The sequence below is a fragment of the Plantactinospora endophytica genome (assembly GCF_016862915.1).
Classification (GTDB): Bacteria; Actinomycetota; Actinomycetes; order Mycobacteriales; family Micromonosporaceae; genus Plantactinospora; species Plantactinospora endophytica.
The window spans coordinates 125,134-143,078 of sequence record NZ_BONW01000022.1; the positions used below are offsets into that span (position 1 = coordinate 125,134).

General features: G+C 72.4%; 16 protein-coding genes. 8 read left to right on the forward strand and 8 right to left on the reverse strand.

Annotated features, from left to right (window positions below; all coding sequences use genetic code 11):
- Positions 1-150 precede the first annotated feature (150 nt).
- A complete protein-coding gene (locus Pen02_RS24280; protein ID WP_203868380.1) occupies positions 151-1,674 on the forward strand; it encodes a hypothetical protein in 1,524 nt (507 codons plus the stop codon).
- 261 nt (positions 1,675-1,935) lie between these two features.
- The gene (locus Pen02_RS24285) at positions 1,936-2,271 is read left to right on the forward strand and encodes a hypothetical protein (RefSeq protein ID WP_203868381.1); all 336 of its coding nucleotides are present in this window, start codon (positions 1,936-1,938) and stop codon (positions 2,269-2,271) included.
- 148 nt (positions 2,272-2,419) lie between these two features.
- On the opposite strand, the gene Pen02_RS42615 is transcribed toward Pen02_RS24285, so the two are convergent.
- Positions 2,420-2,545, reverse strand: a complete 126-nt coding sequence (locus Pen02_RS42615; RefSeq protein WP_275413602.1) for a hypothetical protein — start codon at positions 2,543-2,545, stop codon at positions 2,420-2,422.
- 586 nt (positions 2,546-3,131) lie between these two features.
- Entirely contained in the window at positions 3,132-3,365 is a 234-nt protein-coding gene (locus tag Pen02_RS24290; protein WP_203868382.1) for a winged helix-turn-helix domain-containing protein, read from the reverse strand.
- 273 nt (positions 3,366-3,638) lie between these two features.
- Here Pen02_RS24290 and Pen02_RS24295 point away from each other — a divergent pair, with 273 nt between their 5' ends.
- The gene (locus Pen02_RS24295; RefSeq protein WP_203868383.1) at positions 3,639-4,547 is read left to right on the forward strand and encodes a hypothetical protein; all 909 of its coding nucleotides are present in this window, start codon (positions 3,639-3,641) and stop codon (positions 4,545-4,547) included.
- A complete protein-coding gene (locus tag Pen02_RS24300) occupies positions 4,544-5,110 on the forward strand; it encodes a hypothetical protein (RefSeq protein WP_203868384.1) in 567 nt (188 codons plus the stop codon). Before Pen02_RS24295 ends, Pen02_RS24300 begins: the two co-directional genes overlap by 4 nt.
- Here the strand turns inward: Pen02_RS24300 and pdxR are convergent.
- Entirely contained in the window at positions 5,107-6,510 is a 1,404-nt protein-coding gene (gene pdxR, locus Pen02_RS24305) for a MocR-like pyridoxine biosynthesis transcription factor PdxR (RefSeq protein WP_203868385.1), read from the reverse strand. The genes Pen02_RS24300 and pdxR overlap by 4 nt on opposite strands.
- Before the next feature lie 48 nt (positions 6,511-6,558).
- Here pdxR and Pen02_RS24310 point away from each other — a divergent pair, with 48 nt between their 5' ends.
- Entirely contained in the window at positions 6,559-7,755 is a 1,197-nt protein-coding gene (locus tag Pen02_RS24310) for an MFS transporter (RefSeq protein WP_203868386.1), read from the forward strand.
- 116 nt (positions 7,756-7,871) lie between these two features.
- Here Pen02_RS24310 and Pen02_RS41970 read toward each other — a convergent pair whose 3' ends face one another.
- The 4 genes from Pen02_RS41970 to Pen02_RS24330 are packed head-to-tail and all read right to left on the reverse strand — an operon-like array spanning position 7,872 to position 14,001.
- Entirely contained in the window at positions 7,872-9,065 is a 1,194-nt protein-coding gene (locus tag Pen02_RS41970) for a hypothetical protein (RefSeq protein ID WP_239141204.1), read from the reverse strand.
- A gap of 1 nt (position 9,066) precedes the next feature.
- Positions 9,067-11,610: an FtsK/SpoIIIE domain-containing protein gene (locus Pen02_RS24320; RefSeq protein ID WP_203868387.1), complete on the reverse strand. Its 2,544-nt coding sequence runs from the start codon at positions 11,608-11,610 to the stop codon at positions 9,067-9,069.
- Positions 11,611-11,641: 31 nt separating this feature from the next.
- Positions 11,642-12,988: a glycosyltransferase gene (locus Pen02_RS24325; RefSeq protein WP_203868388.1), complete on the reverse strand. Its 1,347-nt coding sequence runs from the start codon at positions 12,986-12,988 to the stop codon at positions 11,642-11,644.
- The gene (locus tag Pen02_RS24330; protein WP_203868519.1) at positions 12,985-14,001 is read right to left on the reverse strand and encodes a glucosyl-3-phosphoglycerate synthase; all 1,017 of its coding nucleotides are present in this window, start codon (positions 13,999-14,001) and stop codon (positions 12,985-12,987) included. The genes Pen02_RS24325 and Pen02_RS24330 overlap by 4 nt, the downstream gene beginning before the upstream one ends.
- A gap of 311 nt (positions 14,002-14,312) precedes the next feature.
- On the opposite strand from Pen02_RS24330, the gene Pen02_RS24335 reads away from it, so the two are divergent.
- Positions 14,313-15,296 (forward strand): Gfo/Idh/MocA family protein, encoded by a 984-nt coding sequence (locus tag Pen02_RS24335; RefSeq protein ID WP_203868389.1) that lies wholly within the window; start codon positions 14,313-14,315, stop codon positions 15,294-15,296.
- A complete protein-coding gene (locus Pen02_RS24340) occupies positions 15,289-16,401 on the forward strand; it encodes a zinc-dependent alcohol dehydrogenase (RefSeq protein ID WP_239141205.1) in 1,113 nt (370 codons plus the stop codon). Before Pen02_RS24335 ends, Pen02_RS24340 begins: the two co-directional genes overlap by 8 nt.
- Before the next feature lie 476 nt (positions 16,402-16,877).
- On the opposite strand, the gene Pen02_RS24345 is transcribed toward Pen02_RS24340, so the two are convergent.
- Positions 16,878-17,267 (reverse strand): hypothetical protein, encoded by a 390-nt coding sequence (locus tag Pen02_RS24345; RefSeq protein WP_203868390.1) that lies wholly within the window; start codon positions 17,265-17,267, stop codon positions 16,878-16,880.
- A 95-nt stretch (positions 17,268-17,362) separates the two neighbouring features.
- Here Pen02_RS24345 and Pen02_RS24350 point away from each other — a divergent pair, with 95 nt between their 5' ends.
- Positions 17,363-17,833, forward strand: coding sequence for a MarR family winged helix-turn-helix transcriptional regulator (locus tag Pen02_RS24350; RefSeq protein ID WP_203868391.1), 471 nt, complete (start codon positions 17,363-17,365; stop codon positions 17,831-17,833).
- Positions 17,834-17,945: the final 112 nt, after the last annotated feature.

A 17,945-nucleotide genomic window follows, 5' to 3' on the forward strand; every position in this document is an offset into this window, starting at 1 on the left:
TATCGCGGGTTGTGTCGGTGGGGTTGTGCCGGTGGGATTCTGTCGGTGGGGCGGCGCGGATCGGGCCGGTGGTGGTAGGAATTCGCCATGCCGTTGCGCCGTCGTGCTGTCCGTCCATCGTGGTCGGTCGGGTTCACGTACCGTTTGCTGGTGGCCTGTTTGGCGTCGGCGGCGACGCTGGCGCCGACCGCACCGGTGGCTGCCGGACCGGCCTCCGCCGCCGGATGGGCCTCCGTCTCGGTGCCCGTCGCCGTCGACGGCCGCGCGGCGGCCGTCACGTACACGTCGGCCGATGTCGGCTTCGCCGAGGGGCACGGGGTGGTCGACGGCGACCTGGGCCGCCGGCTCGACGGGATGGTGGCCTACCTGCCCGGCCGATCGCCGATGGTGCGGGTGGACCTGAACTGGTGGTACGTGCAGGAGTGCCGGACCTGCGCGCTGCGCTGGGACAAGCTCGACACGCTGGTCGACGCCGCCACCGCCCGGGGCATCCGGGTCCTGGTGGTGCTGGCGTACGCGCCGCCGTGGGCGAACGGCGGGCACGCCGACGACAAGTGGTTCCCGACTAGCGACGCCGACTGGACCGCGATCGTCGACCGGACGGTCGAACGGTACGCCGGCAGGGTCTTCGCGTACGAGGTGTGGAACGAGCCGAACAACGCCGCTACCAGCACCCACTCCGGGTACGGCAACTACGACGGTGACGCCCGGCTGCGCTACTGGCAGTTGGCCAAGCTCGCCTACCAGCGGATTCACGCGGCGTGCGAGTCGTGCGTGGTGCTGGCCGGTGCGTCCGGCAACGGCACCCCGAACACCGAGACCAGCAACCCGAGAGAGTCCGGCGCCTGGCTGGACTGGGCGTACGCCAACGGGTACGGCGGCTACTTCGACGCGGTGACACACCATCCGTACCCGGCCTGGAGCGTCGGCTTCGGGCCGGCTCGACCGGAGTGCCGTACCCGATGGTGGAACCAGTTCGGGCCACCCGGCGAGTCCCCCGCCTGCGGCGAACTCGCGTACGTCCGCTCGATCATGGTCAAGTGGGGCGACGGCGCGAAGAAGATCTGGGGTACGGAGTGGGGCTACCCGACGGCGGGCACCACGGTGATTCCCCGGGCCACCCTCCGCGATCACGTGGTGCAGGGCGTCCACCTGTGGCGGTCACTGACTTACACCGGCCCGCTGTTCCTGTTCTCGTACCGGGACGCCTGCACGGACAGCGCCGATCCGGAATGCAACTTCGGTGTGGTGAACCGGGACTTCACCGAGAAGGACATCCTGTTCCCGGACCTGCGCGACGCGCTGAGCGAGCAGTGGCGGCCAGTACTGGAAAGCGGCCAGACCATGCGCCGATGGGCCAACCTGCTCTCCGAAGTGGTCACCGGCTACCCGCACCGCTACCAGCTCTCCTTGCAGGACGACGGAAACCTCGTCATGTACCAGCAGCACGGTGCGGCCTACTGGGCCACCGGTACCCGGGACGGCGTGGCACTGGTCAACCAGCCCGACGGCAACGTGGTGCTCCGGCGGGCGGACGGCACCGTTGTCTGGCCCACCGGTACGGGCGGCAGCGGCCCGGCCCGGCTGATCATGCAACACGACGGGAACCTGGTGCTCTACCGAGTGAGCGACGCCAAGGTGATCTGGGCAAGCAACACGGTCCGGGCCCGGTAGTGCGATCCCTTGGGTACCGAGAGGCCGGTGCGGGTACCGAATCGGCGCGCTTGGACGGTGCGGCGAGGCGGCATCAATGCCACGGAGATTGTGCGTCATGTCGACGGACGGAGATGTTGTGAGGCGATTCGCTGACACCACCAAGCGCCTGCTGGCTGCGAGCCTCCTCGTCGCGTCGCCGGAGTATCGGCCGCCTGTCAGAGCGGCGACAGCACGGATCAGTCGCCATCGGGCACGCCGGCCGCGTCGGCGGGACCATCGTTGAACGTCGAGGAGGCTTCGCTGGCGGTGTGCATGCAGGTGGTTGCTGCCATCGGCGGATTCAGCGGTGCCGCCCTCCGTGACGCCAAGGAGATGAGCAGCGGGCAGATCACCCCTGCGGAGTTCGGTCAACGGCTGCGGCCTCTCTACACGACCGCCGCGACGAAACTGCGGGAGCTGGCGCCGCAGGCTGCGGATGGCACCCTGCGGACCGCGATCGAAGGGTGGGCCAAGCGGATGGACGACGGCGCGGCGGCGCCCGATCCAGCGGAGTACCACACCGCACACATGCGCCCCATCAACGACGAGATCGAGAAGACCTGCAAGCTCGGGTAACCGGGGGCGCGGTCATCACGGACCGTTGCGGGCCGATCGCTAGGTGGACGAGCTAATTCTAAATCAGTGTTGATGTGTGTCTGCTGCTCCGCTGGAGTCGGTGCCCTTCTCCGAGCTGTTGCGGCAGCCTGCAGAGACCACCGACCGACTAACCCGCGCCCGAGCCGTGCGCCTGCGTCGGCGCGATGCGGCTGACCTGGTACTGATGTCGGCCGACCGCGCCGAAGCCGAAGCCGAAGTAATCGATGTGACCGCCAGGCTGCTTGCCGGGCATCGCCCGCCGCAATCCAGATCTCGTACGCAAGGTACTACCCTCCGCGCTGCCCTGGGTCCGGTTCCTGCCGACCGCCGACGTCGACACGATGTCCGATGAGTTCGTGGCTACGACGGAGGCCGCCGCAGCGGTCGGTAACACCACACCGGTGTCGCAACTGCTAGTCGAGTGGCGGCATACCGCCGAGATCCACGCCGACCCAGACCTATATCGAGCGTTGACGGGTCCACGCGACGACTTTGGACCGGTAGCGCGCCAGTAACGCGGCAAGTCCCAAGATTCTTGGAGATTTATGGCTCGCTGCGAGCCATAAATCTCCAAGAATCTTGACGGCTGACCTGCGGCGTCGATCCCGGCCGCCAATGGCGGATTCGATACGGTCGACGGGGCCGCAGCCGGTTATAACGTGGAGGGTGCCGACGATGGCGACCGTTGAAAAGTGAAGGCAAGGACTACACGAGGCTGCGTCCCTCAGCCAGGGGCTGTCGAGTCGACCAAGAACCACGCTACCGGCATCTGACCGAGCCTATATAGGTCGGCATGTCCCAACCTGCCCGGTTGAACGGACCGCCCGAGACAGCCTGGCTCAGCCGACTGAACCCGAGTCCTCCACCACGAACACGCCGACCCCGCCAACACCCTCAACAACGCCTTCGACTTTGAGGGCGTTGATCGCCTGACGGACCACGATCGCTGACACGTCGTACTGTTTGCACAGCTCACTCGTGGACGGCAACTTGTCGCCGGGACGAAGATCGCCGGTGGCGATCTGGGCGCGGATGCTGTCGACGATCTGCGCCCATTTGGGCTTGGCGGGCATAGTGACTCCCAGGTCTGCACCGCCATTTGATCACGCCGAACCTTATATAGCAAGCAATAGCAGCCCAATGCTTGCGCGTACATCACCTGTTATATATGCTTCCCTTCGACCGGCTCCCAGGTCTGCAACCCACGGGCTGGTTTGTTCCATCGCGCAGAGCCCGGCCGGCCTACTCTCCCGGGCCGGCCGGGTGCCCCCACCTGCCCTTACTCGGCTCTCTCCGGCCAGACGGGAGGCACCAATGGATCCCATCCCCCACCCCGGGACCACCTCGTGACCGCCCTATCCCGGACCGCGTACGCGGCCTTTGCGCGTGCCCGGATGGCGGAGGCGCGGCGGGTGGTGCTCGGGCACGCCGTCTGCGCGTACACGGGGGTGTGTCTGGGGTGTGGGCGGCCCGGGCCGTGCGCGACCCTGGTCGCCGCCCGGCGGACGCTGGCCCACCACACGCAGCGGACGACGAACCAACGGCCGCACCACTACGGCCACCGGCAGCTCCCGATGATGACCGGAGACGTGAGCGCCCCGCTCCCCGCCGACGAGTTGCGGGCCGCCTGCCTGGCCGTCGAGTCCGCGCTCGACCGGGCCGGCCGGCAACTCTCCGGAGTCGAGCATCCGCTCCCGTCCGCCGGGCTGGCACGTTGGGGCGACGCGCTCACCGATGCCTGGTCGGCGCTCGGGCTGGTCTATTCCGGCATCGCCGAGGCCCGGAAGCTGCCCGACGCCATCCCTACGAACGTCCGGGACGTGCTCGACGGATTGGCGGCGGCCCGGGCGGACGCCGCGCGGGCCGGGGAGGCGGCCGGGCGGGTTCGACGCCAGCTCGCCGCCGCCGAGGACCGGCTCCGCCGGACCAGCGCCGACCGGCCGGCCCTGCTCGCCGCCGACCGGTGGCGCACAGCCGCCGCCCGCCTCGATCTGGTCACCGCCCGGCTGGCGATCGGCGCCCGAGCCATTGACCGGTACGCCGCCGCGCTCGCCAATCCCAGCCAGGCGCTTCGACCAGCAGCGGAACTCCGACCGGCAACAACCGTCGCCGTTCCACCCATGGTCATCGCGGCCGGGGCGAGGACGGCCGGAGCCGTGCTGCTCACCTTGCACCCATGGACCGGTTGGCGGGGCTTGCTCGCCCGGCTACGCCGACAACGCCAACTCGACCACCATCGGAGCCCCCTGTGGTGAGCCGCTACGCCGCCGGGCTGCGCGACCTCGCCATCGGCAAGGTACGCGACCACCAGCACCGGATCGACCGGTTCGACGAGCCGGACTGGCACCGTTACGGCCTCCTCGTCGACACCGCGTTCCGGCTCGCCGCGCACCGGCGTTTCCGGCCCGACGGGCAGGATCGCGCCCCGGTGATCCGGTTCGTGGCGAGCGTGCGGGAGCGCTACCATCACACCGGCTACGACCTCGATCCGAGGCTGGCCGAGTCGCTGCTCTGGGCGACCCTGGCCGGCGAACCAACACCGGAGCCGTTGCACTCACAGACGCACACGGCGCAGACGCTGCTGCTCATCGGCCTTCTCGATGACGAGGGCCTGTCCCGCGCCGAACTCGACCGCTTCCTCGCCGACGCCGAAGGCGACGTGACGGACGACGTAACCGCTGACCCGCTGGACGACGCGCCGAATGAGACGACGAACGACGTAAGGCAAGACGCAACGAGCCACGCAGCAACCGACGCGCCGGGCGAAACCGACGAGGACGGTACCGAGCCGGACACGCCCGCCCGATCCGACGCCTAGAGGAGCGTGCCGATCGTCCGCACGGCATCCTGGATCATGTCCTCGGTCAGGTTCCCGAAGCCGAGTACGAGTTGCGGTGGCGTACTCGACCCGTCGGCCCGGTAGCCGCTCATCCCGTACAGGCCGATCCGCTGCGCCCGCGCCCGCTCGATGACCGTCCGCTCGTCGACATCCACCGGCAGGTGGGCCACGGCGTGGAAACCCGCCGCCAGCCCGGTCAGCGTGACGGTCGGGGCGTACGCCGCGAGGGCGGAGACGAGGGCCTGGCGGCGGGCGGCGTACCGGCTGCGCATCCGGCGCAGGTGCCGGTCGTAGCGGCCGGAATTGATCAGCGTGGCGACGGTGAGCTGGTCCAGCAGCGACGATCCCCGGTCGGCGAGCCGCTTGTCGTCGACGATCGCGCTGTTCAGAGCCGGCGGGCAGAGCATCCAGCCGAGCCGGATCGCCGGGGCGAGCGTCTTGCTGACCGTGCCGATCGTGATCACATGGTCGGGGGCGAGACCCTGGAGGCTGCCGACAGGTTCCCGGTCGTAGCGGAACTCGGCGTCGTAGTCGTCCTCCACGATGATTGCGTCGTGCCGGATCGCCCAGGCGACCAGCGCCCGTCTCCGCTCCGGCGCCATCACCACCCCGGTCGGCCACTGGTGGGCCGGGGTGACCACCACGGCGCGCACCCCGCTGCCGGCAAGCGCGTCGACGTCGATCCCGTCGGCGTCGACCGGTACCGGTACGGCTCGTAGGCCGGCGCGGGCGGTGGCGGCCAGGGCGCTGTCGTCGCCGTACCCGGGATCCTCGAACGCGACCCGTCGGTGACCGGCCTGCCGCAGGACGCCGAGGGCCAGGTTGAGGCCCTGGGCGAAGCCGCCGCAGGCGACGACGTTGTCGGGGTCGGCGTGCGCCGCCCGGACCCGGCGCAGGTAGCCGGCGATCGTCTCCCGGAAGGTCGGGTTGCCGCCGGAGTCGCCGTAGCCGAAGGCGGCGTTCGGGGCGAGCCGGCACGCCTCGCGCTGCGCCGCCAGCCACTCCGCGCGCGGAAAGCTGGCGAGATCGGGTACGCCTGCGGCGAAGTCGGCGCGCAACGGCCGGGTCACCGCGGCCGGCGCCGCGACCGGAGCCAACGTCCCGGCGGGGAGCGGGGCGACCCGGGTGGCGGATCCGGTACGGGTGCTCAGATAGCCCTCGGCGTGCAGTTGGCCGTAGCAGTCCTGGACCAGACCCCGGCTGACGCCGAGTTGCCGGGCGAGTTCACGGGAGGACGGCAGCCGCTCGCCGGCCCGGAGCCGACCGCAGCGGATCGCGTCCCGGAGTGCGCCCTCCAACTGTGCGCGCAGCGGTTCGCGGCTGTCCCGGTCCAACGGCACGAGCAGCTCCGGACCCGAACCGGCCCACTCAACCACCATGGAATTGGACCTTAGCGCGGGCCGGTTCCCCCTCCTAGGGTCGACGACATGAGCAGCACGACCTCCAGCACCACAGCCCTGACGATCACAGGCGGAAGCGCCAGGCCGCCGCTGGTGACCAGGCCGCTGCTGCTGGCCTTCGTGGCCAGCGCCGGCGCCATGGTGAGTTTCTACCTGCTGCTGACCGTCGTACCGCTCTACGCCACCTCGACCGGTGCCGGTGACGTCGGTGCCGGCCTGGTCACCGGGACACTGATGCTCTCCACCGTACTGGCCGAGCTGGCCATCCCCCGGCTGGCCGCCAGGTTCGGGCAGCGGAGCGTCCTGCTCGCCGGTCTGCTGTTACTCGGCGCACCCGCACTGCTGCTGCTGGTCGCCACCGGTCTGCCGGCGATCCTGCTGGTCTGCTTCGTCCGGGGCCTCGGGTTTGCGGTCACGGTCGTGCTGGGCAGCGCGCTGGTCGCGGAGCTGGCCCCGGCACAGCGGCGCGGCGAGGCCCTCGGCCTGTACGGCGTCGTCGTCGGGATACCCGGCATCATCGGTCTTCCGGTGGGGGTGTGGCTGGTCGACCGGGTCGGCTATCCCAGCGTCTTCGTCCTCAGCACCCTGGCTGCACTCGCCGGGCTCGCCGCCGCGACCGGGCTACCCGGCCGCCGCGCCGAACCGGAGCAGCCGTTGGGAATGCTGGCCGGACTGCGCAACCCGGCGCTCACCCGACCGGCAACGGCGTTCGCCGGAGTGGCCCTCGCCTCCGGCATCGTCGTCACCTTCCTGCCGTCCGTACTCACCGACGCGTCGGTGAACCTGATCGCGTTCGCCCTGCTCGCGCAGGCGGTCACCACACCGTTGACCCGCTGGTGGGCCGGCCGGTACCTGGACCGGCACCCGGACACTCCGCTGCTCGCCTACGGCGTGGTCGTCTCAGCGTCGGGGGTCGCGATCCTCGCCGTCACGGGGCACCCTGTCACGGTCGTCGTCGGGATGCTGCTCTTCGGTGCGGGCTTCGGCGTCGCGCAGTGCGCCAGTCTGACCGGCATGCTGCGGCAGGTGTCGACGGCCGGCTACGGCACGGTCAGCGCGGTCTGGAACCTGGCCTTCGATGCCGGAATCGGCCTCGGCGCGGCCGGGTTCGGTCTCGTCGCCGCCGGTACCGGCTATCCGGCGGCGCTCGGCATCACCGTCCTGGTGATGCTCTCCGCCCTCGCCGCGCTGCCGCGCCGACGTCAGCCCGCGCCCCGGCCCTGACCCGGGACACCTGCCGAGGTCAGCCCCAGCCCAGCCCCGGCATCGAGCCAGGACAGCCGACACACGCCCCGCACCAGGAGACGGCACAAGCCTCAGACCAGCAGGCGGAACAAGCCTCAGACCAGGTAGTAGGTGAGGAAGGCGAACGGTGCGGCCAGGAAGCAGATTCCGAAGCCGAGCTTGGCGTACCGGGCGGGTCGGCCGACGATCATCCGAGGCTTGCCCCAGACGCTGAGTGCGAGATAGCCGAGGAAGAAGACCATCGTCGGCAGCCCGGCGCAGCTCCACGAGAAGACCGCGAAGGTGCTGGCGTTGAGGCCCTTCGTGCCCTGCACCTCGGCGACGGTGAGCACGATCCAGATGATCACGGTGAGCAGCCCGGCGCAGATCAGGTAGACAGTCGTCGCCCGGGCCAGCGGTGACATCGACGGGAACAGTGGCGCCTGTTGGGCCATCGTCTCGGTCTGCACGATCAGAACGTCGGCACCGTCCGCCGACTGCCGGGCCAGGTCCAGTTCGCGCAGCGGATCGACCGGCGGGGCCGGCGGCAGCCCCGGGCCGCCTGCGGCGGAGACCGGGCCGACACCCGTCGGTGCCACGTCCGGGGGCAGTCGCGGGCCGGGCACCGGGCCGCCGGCCGGGGTCGCCGGCAGCGCCCGCCGCGCCGGACCGGCCGGCAGTTCCGGGTACGCCGCACCGGCCGCCGGATCCGCCCCGCTCCCCGGATCGCCCGAAGAAGCTCGCGACCCCGAAGAACCCGGCGAACCCGAAGAAGCTGGGGAGCCCGGAGAAGCTGGGGAGCCCGAAGAGGCTGACGAACCTGGAAAACCTGGCGAGCCCGGAGACCCGGACGCGCCCGGAGATCCCCATGCGCCCGGGGAAGCCGACGCGCCCGCAGCACCCGGGGCGCCTGACGGATTGTCGAGTCCGGCCGGCCGGTAGACGTGCCCGGCCGGTGGTGGTGGCTCCGGCGGCTCGACCTGGTCCGGCCCGGCGTACTGGGCCGGCACGGTGGGATGGCCGGGTGAACCAGGCGGCGGATAGTAGCCGGCTCCCGGAGGCGGCGGACCGGGCATCGGTGGGCCGGGCATCGGCGGGGCGGACGACGGGGCCGACGGCATCGACTTGCCGATCATCTGGCCGAGGGCGGTCAACCGCTGCTGCTGTACCGCCAGCCGCTGGTCGAGCCGGTCGACGGCGGCACCGGTCGCGCCACGCGCCTCGGCGAGCTGGGCGGCGGTCTGCTCACCACTGCGCCGCAGCTCGTGCAGGTGCCGGGCCAGGGCCGCGTACTCGGCGAAGCTCGCCACCTCAGTGTCCCTCCTCGTCGGCCTCGTACCCGTCCCGGGTGAACGGCACGATCAGGCGTACCCGCTGGTCGTGCCGGTCCACCAGCAGTGCCCGGTTGGCCCTCGGGGTGTAGGAGAGGTCGTGCTGGCCGAGATACATGCTCAGCTCGGATCCGGGCACGTTCAGCGCCACCAGGCAGGCGACGTCGTCCCGGTTGCTCGACCCGCCGATGTCGTCGGAGAGCCGGCGCAGCCCACGCCACCAGCCGAGCAGGTGCACCCCGTACGCCGGGCCCTGCCGGAGCGTCGCCTGGAGGTCGTCCAGCCCGGACCGGTAGTTCTCGTCCCGGGCGCCGAGGACGCCGCTGGCGCCGTCCATGCCGTACCCGATCAGGAAGGTCCGGGCCGGCGGGCCGTCGGCCGGCTGGACGGCGAGTTTGCGCAGTTCCTCGCGGAGGCCGGCGGCGTCGAGCCGGTCCACCGGATGACCGGCCCCGGCCAGCCCGGCGATCGTCTCCTCGGCGATCTCGTCGGCGACCGCGACCAGCGGGGCGACCAGGAACCGGGCGCTGCCCGGCGCGTGCTGCCGGGCCAGGCTGATCGTGGCGGCGTGCAGCACGCTCGCCCCGACCGGCGAGGTGCCGACCACCGCCAGGTGCCGCCCGGGGGTGGCGTCCAGCGGAAACAGCGCCGAGGTCAGGTCCACGTCGACGGTACGCCCGACCAGCGCCAACGGCCGCCGTCCACCCGGGACCAGTCCCCGGTACGTCGGATCGTCCTCGACCTGCGCCGACTCGTACCCCTTGAAGACCGCCGGTGGTCGCGAGCCCGGCTTGCGGGCCTGCCACAGCTCGTGCCGGAGCTGGGCCACCTCGGCGGCGCTGGCGTGCGCGTCCGGGAACCGGACCACGGTGTTCGCGGCGGCCAGCCCGGCGGCCGGGTTGACGATCGCGGAGCCGATCGGCAGCGGGCCGGCGGCGTCGTTGAGGGTGTCCAGCACTCCGCCGCCGCCAGGCAGGGCGACCCGGAGCGGGAACTGCCCGAAGATCGAGTCGGCCTTTCCGTAGAGCGCCTCGATCCCGGTCATGCTCTGGCTGGCCAGCACCAGGTGGATGCCGTAGGAACGGCCCTTGCGGGCCAGCTCCTCCAGCAGCGCCACCGCCTCCCTGGCCACCGCGTCGTTGCCGGCGAAGAGCACGTGGAACTCGTCGATCACCGCCACGACCCGGGGCACCGGTTTGCCGTCCCGGGGCAGGTCGGCCAGCTTCGTCACGCCGTGCCGCTTCAGCGCCGACGCCCGCCGGTTCAGCTCCCGGCGCAGCTCGCGGAGGACGGCGACGCCGTACTCCCGGTCGGACTCGATGCCGACCGCCCGGGCGTGCGGGATCCACGACGGGTCGCGGCCGGTCGGGACGAACTCGGTGAAGCTGACGCCCTCCTTGAAGTCGAGCAGGTAGAGCGACAGTTCGTCCGGCGAGTAGCGGGCGGCGAGCCCGTAGAGGACGTCGAGCAGGAAGACCGTCTTGCCGGCACCGGTCCGGCCGCCGACCAGCCAGTGCGGGGTCTGGTCGTCGAAGGCGCAGATCACCGGCTCCCGACCGGCGCGGCCGACCACCGCACGCAGCCCGTTGCCGGACGACTCGGCCCACGGCCGGGCCGGCAGCAGGTCGGTGAACCCGAAACTCGACTCGCGCCGGTAGATCTCACCGAGCCGGTCGGCGAGGGCCGCGACCGCACCGGCCGGCGGCTCGCCGTCGAGGCGTACCGGGGCGGCCAGGCCGGTGCCGTCCGAACTGAACGGATGGCCGGGCGGGTCGCCGATCCAGGCGTACCCCTGCGGGTCGAGTCGGACGTGTGTGGTGCCGCCCAGCGGCGGTGGGGCCGCGCCGACCGTCCGGGACGGATATCCGCCGACGATCACGCACACCCCGGCGGTCGGGCCGGCGTGGGTCAGCGCGGCGAGCCGGCCGAGCGCCCGGCCCTCCGGCAGCGAGGCGGCGACCAGGAGCAGCAGTTCCGGGGTACCCGTGGTGGCCTGCTGGGCGGCCCGGGCGTGCCGTTCGGCGGCGTCGAGCGCGGTGCCGATCTCCGCCTCGGTGGTGGCCGGCGGCGGCACCGCCCCGGCGTCGACAAGCACCTGCAACGGCAGGAAGGTCGCCCCGAGCGCGGCGCTGTCCAGGGCGGACACCCGCACCGAACCGGGCGGCGCCGCAGCCAACAACCGGACCACCAGGGTACGCAGCAGCGCGGCGACCCGGCCGTCCCGGGCGTCGGCGTCGATCGCCAGATGGGTACCGCCACTGAGCGGCACGACGGCCGGAAAGTCACCGTCCACGGTGCTCGCCACGCCGAGCCGTACCGGCAGCGGGCCGGCGAAGAACCGGGCCGGCTCCGGCTCGCCGCCGACCGCCTCGCCGACCCGGCGCAGCCGGGCCACGATGTCGGCGCTCTCGCCGGAGTCGGGCGGCGGTTGGAACCGGGCCAGCCCGTGCCGGGCCGCGTCCAGGTGCGCCCGGGCCTGCCGGTGGGCGGCCACCGCCCGCCCGAATGTGGCTGCGAGTCCCACCCTGCCCCCAACCCGCCTTCAGCCTCTGTGGTCACCGGCCGTGCGGCACCACAGGCTCCCCCGGATCGACGGGACGGGCCGCACGGTCACCGAACACTAACCCGGAAGAGGCGCGGCTGGCGCGCGCCGGGCGCACCGCCGGAAGCGGATCTGCGGCCGGCCCGCCGAGAACACCGGGCCGGCGGGTCGACACGTCCGGGATGGCGCCGGATCGACCGTCCGAACCGGATGACGCCGGGAGATCCGGCCGGCGTACCCGGTCGTAGAGGGTCAGGTACGAGCGGGCCATCGCCGCCGGGGTGAAGCGCCGGGCCGCCTCGACCGCACATCGGCGCGGATCGATCTGGCCGGCGGCGTGCACGAGATCCGCGAGTTCGTCCTCGTCGGAGGTGAGCAGCCCGGTGTCGCCGTGCCGGACCAGCTCCGGCAGGCAGCCCTCGGCCAGCGCGACGACCGGAGTGCCGAGGGCCAGCGACTCGACGACGGCGGTACCGCCCGGCTCGGCCCAGCGCAGCGGAAAGAGCGACGCCCGGGCGGTGGCGACCAGTTCGTCGCGCTGCCGGCCGGCGACGGTGCCGACCCAGCGCACCCGTACCCCGTCCACGTGCGGGGCGACCCGCTCCCGCCAGTACCGGACGTCGGGGTTGGCCGCCGCCACCGGATCGTGCTCGGCGGCGGCCAGCTCCGCCGGCTGCCGGTACGGGCCGACCGGCCCGGCGAGCACCAGGTCGAAGCCGGCCCGGTGGGCCAGCCGGGCGGCGAGATCCTGCCCCTTGCCCGGGTTGATCCGGCCGAGTACGACGACGTGGCCGGACTTCTCCGCCGGGCGGCGCCGGTCCGCCCCGTCCGCCAGCGGGGTGGCCAGGTGCACGTGCCCGACCGAGTGCGCCCGGAGCGCCTCCGGAGCCCGGGAGAGCTGGTCGGCGGAGACGCCGTTGACGCGTACCCGGTCGCCGCCGTCGAAGCCGCCGTACAGCTCGGGGTGCTTGGTCAGGTCCCAGTGCAGGGTGTGCAGCACCGGCGGGGCGTCCGGGCCGAGCGCGGCCAGGGTGGCCAGGCCGGCCGCCTCCACGTGGTCGTGCACCAGGTCGACGTCGTCCCGCTCCCGCAGTGTCCGGACCACCGCGTGCAGGTGGCTCTGCACCACCCCGCACGCCTGGTTGTACGGCCGTTGCAGGCTGCCGAACTGACCGTCGGGGAAGACGGCGAGCTGCTCGTCGACCGGCAGTTCGCTGCTGCCGACGGTGGCCAGCAGCACCCGTACGCCGAGCCGGCGCAGTTCGGGTACCAGGGTGGCGATCACGTTCTCGATCCCGCCGTACCCGTTCGGCGGCACCGGCAGCCACGGGCCGGCGTTGACCAGGACGGTGAGACTCATCCGCCGGCCACCGCCAGTCGACGGGCCCGACCACGGGCCGCCCGTACCCGCCGGGACAGGCTGGCCAGCGGTGGACGTTCGGCGACCGCCACGTCGGTGACGACGATCTCCCGCTCCAGCTTGGGCAGTACCCGGTCGGAGCCGCGCCGGAACTGGGTGAGTACGGCGGCCGGCGGCACCGGCTCGGCGACCAGTCCGCGTCGGTGCAGCCGGGACCAGACGGTGTAGAGGATCTGCGCCGACATCCGGCCCAGCGCCTCGACGTCCTGGTGCCGGTGGAACCGCTCGCCGAGGTCGACCTGCGCCAGGGCGTCCAGCCCGACCAGGTCAAGCAGGTCGATCAGCATCGCGATCTCGACGCCGTACCCGGAGACGAACGGGATCTGTTCGAGGATCTCCCGGCGACCGGCGTACTCGCCGGCCAGCGGCTGGACGAAGCCGGCCAGCTCGGGCCAGAACATGCTGATCAGGGGCCGGGCCATCAGCTCGGTGACCCGACCGCCGCCGTCCGGCTCGACGACTCCGGGAGCGCCGGTGCCGACGGTGGCGGTGGCGGCTGGGCCGGCGGTGGCGGTGGCGGCTGGGCCGGCGGTGGCGGCGCGGACCAGCGGCCGGTGGTAGAAGCCTTTGACGAATGCCACGGTCGGGTCGGCGAGCAGCGGCCCGACCAGCCCGGTGACGAACCGTGCCGAGAAGCGGCGCAGGTCGGCGTCGACGAACGCGACGATGTCGCCGGTGGCGGCGGCCAGGCCGGACCAGAGCGCGTCGCCCTTGCCGTCCAGCCGGGGCAGTCCCCGGGTCATCTCGTCCTGGCTCACCACCCGGGCTCCGGCGGCGGCGGCCACCGCCGCGGTCGCGTCCGTGGAGCGGGAGTCGACCACGATCAACTCGTCGATCAGCGGAGCCCGGTCGACCAGCTGCCGGCGCAGCGTGCCGACGATCGACCCGACGGTGGCCTCCTCGTTGCGGGCCGGCAGCACCACGCTGATCCGCTGCTCCCCCTTGATCTTCAGCAGCCGGCGCACCGTCCACTTCGCCGAGTTTTCGGTACGGTACGTGGTCCACGCTTCTACGATGGGTGGAACGGTCGCTTCTGAACGCCGCACGGGCGCACCCCCCAATGTCGCGATCCGGAAGGCCGGACCGACCGACCCTTTACCCCCGGCAGGTCGGGCGAACCCCGGTGCCGGCTAACAGCTTGATCGCCGTTTGACGACGCCCCCGCACCGCCCCGGTGAACGATTCGTTTCCGGTGCCGGCCGGAGGTTTCCCGTCGGTCGGGTCCGGAGAAGGCGTAGGTCCGGGTCGGGACGGGAGGTCGGAGATGCGGGTCTGCCGGGTGGGGCTGGTCGGCGCGGGCGGGGTCGCGCAGCGGCACGCACGGGTGCTGGCGGGCTTCGACGACGTACGGATCGTCGGGGTCACCGACGTGGTCGCGGAGGCGGCGGCCCGGCTGGCCGGTACGACGGAGGCCCGGGTCTTCGCCGACGTCCCGGCGCTGCTCTCGGCGGACCTGGACGCGGTGTACGTCTGTGTGCCGCCGTTCGCGCACGGCGAGACCGAGGAGGCCGTGCTGGCCGCCGGGGCGGCCCTGTTCGTGGAGAAGCCGCTGGCGCTGGACCGGGAGACGGCGACGCGGATCGACCGGCTGGTCGAGCAGCGCGGCGCGGTGACGGCGGTCGGGCACTACTGGCGTTATCTGGCCGCCGTCGACGAGGCCCGGCTGATCCTGGCCGACCGCCCGGCCCGGCTGGTCGGCGGCGTCTGGCTGGACAAGGTGCCCCCGGTCGGCTGGTGGCCGCGCCGGGACCGGTCCGGCGGCCCGATCGTGGAACAGGCGGCGCACGTCCTCGACCTGGCCCGGTATCTCGTCGGCGAGGTGACCGAGGTGTGGGCGGTCGGAAACGGCACGCCGCCGGACGTGGACGGCGCGGACGTGGACGGCGCGACCGCCGCCGCGCTGCGGTTCGCGACCGGCGCGGTGGGCACGCTCGGCACCACCTGCGCGCTGGGCTGGAAACACCGGGCCGGCCTTGAGGTGTACGCCGACGGCCTGGCCCTGTCGGTCGGCGAGGACGGCCTGCTGGTTCGCGACGCCGACGGTGAACGCCGGATGCCCGGTGACCTGGAGCAGGGCCGGACGAGCGTGGACCGCGCCTTCGTCGACGCGGTCCGGGGCATCGGCGCCGACATCCGGGTGCCGTACGCGGAGGGGCTCCGGACCCACCTGCTGGCGCTGGCGGTCGCCGAGTCGGCCGTGACCGGTCGACCGGTCCGGATCCCGCCGCTGGAGCCGGCCGGTGTCTGAGCGGGGACCGGACTCGGCGCCGGAGCGGAACGTGGTGGTCACCGGGCCGCACGAGGTGCTGTTCCGGGACGAGGAGCCGGAGCCGCTCACCGACGGCACGTTCCGGGTCGAGACCCTGTTCACCGGGATCTCCTCGGGTACCGAGTTGAGCTACGTCAAGGGCACCAACCCGTACCTGTCGGCCGGCTGGGACGGCACCCTCGGGCTGTTCGTCGAGGATGCGCCGGCCACGCCGTACCCGGTGACCCGGCTCGGTTACATGGAGGTCGGCCGGGTCACCGGCAGCCGTACGTCGGCGGTCGCCGAGGGTGCGGTGGTGGCGATGACGTACGGGCACCGCACGGCGTACCGGGGCGATCCGCTGGTCGACCGGGTGGTGCCGGTACCGGCCGAGCTGGATCCGCTGCTCGGGATCTACCTGGCCCACATGGGGCCGATCTGCGCCAACGGGCTGCTGCACGCCGCCGCCGACCTGTACGGCAGCTCGGTGCGGGAGCTCGGCGACGGGGTGCGGGGCCGCCGGGTGGCGGTCACCGGGGCGGGAGTGGTGGCCCTGCTCACCGGCCTGTTCGCCCGCCGGGCCGGTGCCGCCTCGGTGGTCGTACTCGATCCGACGCCGCAGCGGCGGGCGGTGGCCGAGGCGCTCGGCCTGGAGACGCTCGACCCGACGGCCGACGATCCGGCGGTGGTGTTGAAGACCCGGTGGCGGCACGCGGCCGACGACCGGGGCGCCGACGTGGTCTTCCAGTGCCGGGGCCAGGCGTCGGCGCTGCACCTGGCGCTGCGGCTGCTCCGCCCGCAGGGCACGGTCGTCGACCTCGCGTTCTACCAGGGCGGCGCGGAGCAGGTGCGGCTGGGCGAGGAGTTCCACCACAACGGGCTGTCGCTGCGCTGCGCGCAGATCGGCCGGGTACCGCGCGGGCTGGCCCCCACCTGGGACCGCGACCGCCTGTCGGCGGAGACCGTCGCCCTGCTCCGCGAGCACGGCGACCTGGTACGCGAGCATCTGGTCTCGGCGGTGCTGCCGTTCGACGAGGCGCCCACGCTGCTGACCGAGCTGGCCGCCGGTCGCCGACACGAGATGCAGGCGGTGCTCGCCACCTGAGCGAGCGGCCGAGGCGGGCTCGGGCGGGTGCCGTTGCTCGTGTGGTGTCGCGCACGTGGTGCCGGACGTCTGCTGTCGGGCATGTGCCGTCGGCGCCAGGGTTGGCCGGTGCCGGCCGGCAGGGTCTGCTGTGCGGACTGTAGACCTGGGTGCACAAACGGGGCACCGCCAGCAACCGGCATGCGAGGCCAGGCCACAGCGGCAGGAACGAGGCCCGACCACAGGCGGAAGCGGAACCGGCACAGGCGGAAGCGAGGCGGCACAGGCGGAAGCGAAGCGGCACAGGCGGAAGCGAAGCGGCACAGGCGGAAGCGAGGCGGCTCGGCAGGGCCGGCCCGGCACCGGGTGGGCGCACAGGCGGGGCAGGTCGACAGTCTCCGAATCAGGCAGTCCCACCGGGCGTCGAGGGCCGATCCCCCACGGTCATCGCGGTCATCGCGATGAACCGCGATGACCGCGATCCCACAGTCCCGCGATCACCGCGATCCCGTGCTCGCCGGGACCGGCGGTCGGCGAGCCACCCAGAGCAGCGTCACCAGCACCAGGGTGACCAGCGCGCCGGGGATCAGGCTGATCCTGATCCAGGTGTCGGGGATGGCGGCGAAGACGAAGAACCTGCCGACGAACTGCACGGCGAGCAGGATCGTCAACAGGTTCCGGTGCCAGGGCCGACCGGCGGGCAGCCGGAGCGCCAACCAGGCGTACGCGATGCCGAAGCTGAGGTGGAAGGCGTGTTCGACGCCGAGCTGGTACGGCGGGGTGACCAGTGCGTACAGGTGCTCCAGCACCAGTACCCAGGTCAGCACGATCGTGATGCGCAGCCGGGGGTCGGTCGCCGTGCGCAGGGTGGCCGCATTCCGGGTCAAGGTTCCTCCAGGGAAAGGATCAGCCGGTCCAGAAAAAAGGACCCGCCGAGAACTTCTCAGATGAGAGTATCTGGTCACCGCCCTAGGATCCAGGGATGAGTTCCGTGCGATCCCAGGCCGACGCGTCCCGGCTCGACTTCCTGCCGGCCGACGTCATCACGGCCATGCAGATCAGCACCGTGCACCGGTACGCGCAGAAGCTCCTCAACGACGCCCTCCGCCCGCTCGGGTTCGAGGAACGGCACTTCGCCACGCTGGCCGTACTCGACGGTGTGGGGCCGCTGACCCAACGTCAGCTCGGCGATCTGCTCGACCTGGACAAGTCGTCGCTGGGCCGGATCGTCGACGACCTCGAACGGCAGCGGCTGGCGGAGCGGAAGGCCGTACCGGGCGACCGGCGTGCCCACGCCATCCACCTGACCGACGAGGGTCGGCAGCGGGTCACGCAGGCCCGGCGCACCGCGGCGGAGGTGGGTCGACAGCTCTTCGGACACCTCGCGCCGAGCACCCGGACCGCACTCGACAACGCGCTGCGTCAGGTGCTGGACGCGCCCGCCGCCGGTTGACCCGAACAGCGGCCGACAGGCAGGCGCTCCGCCCCGGACGCCGATGTCGGAGTTCGCACCGACCGGTTCACCGGTTCACCGACCGAGCCACCCCGACGGTTCCACCGGGCAC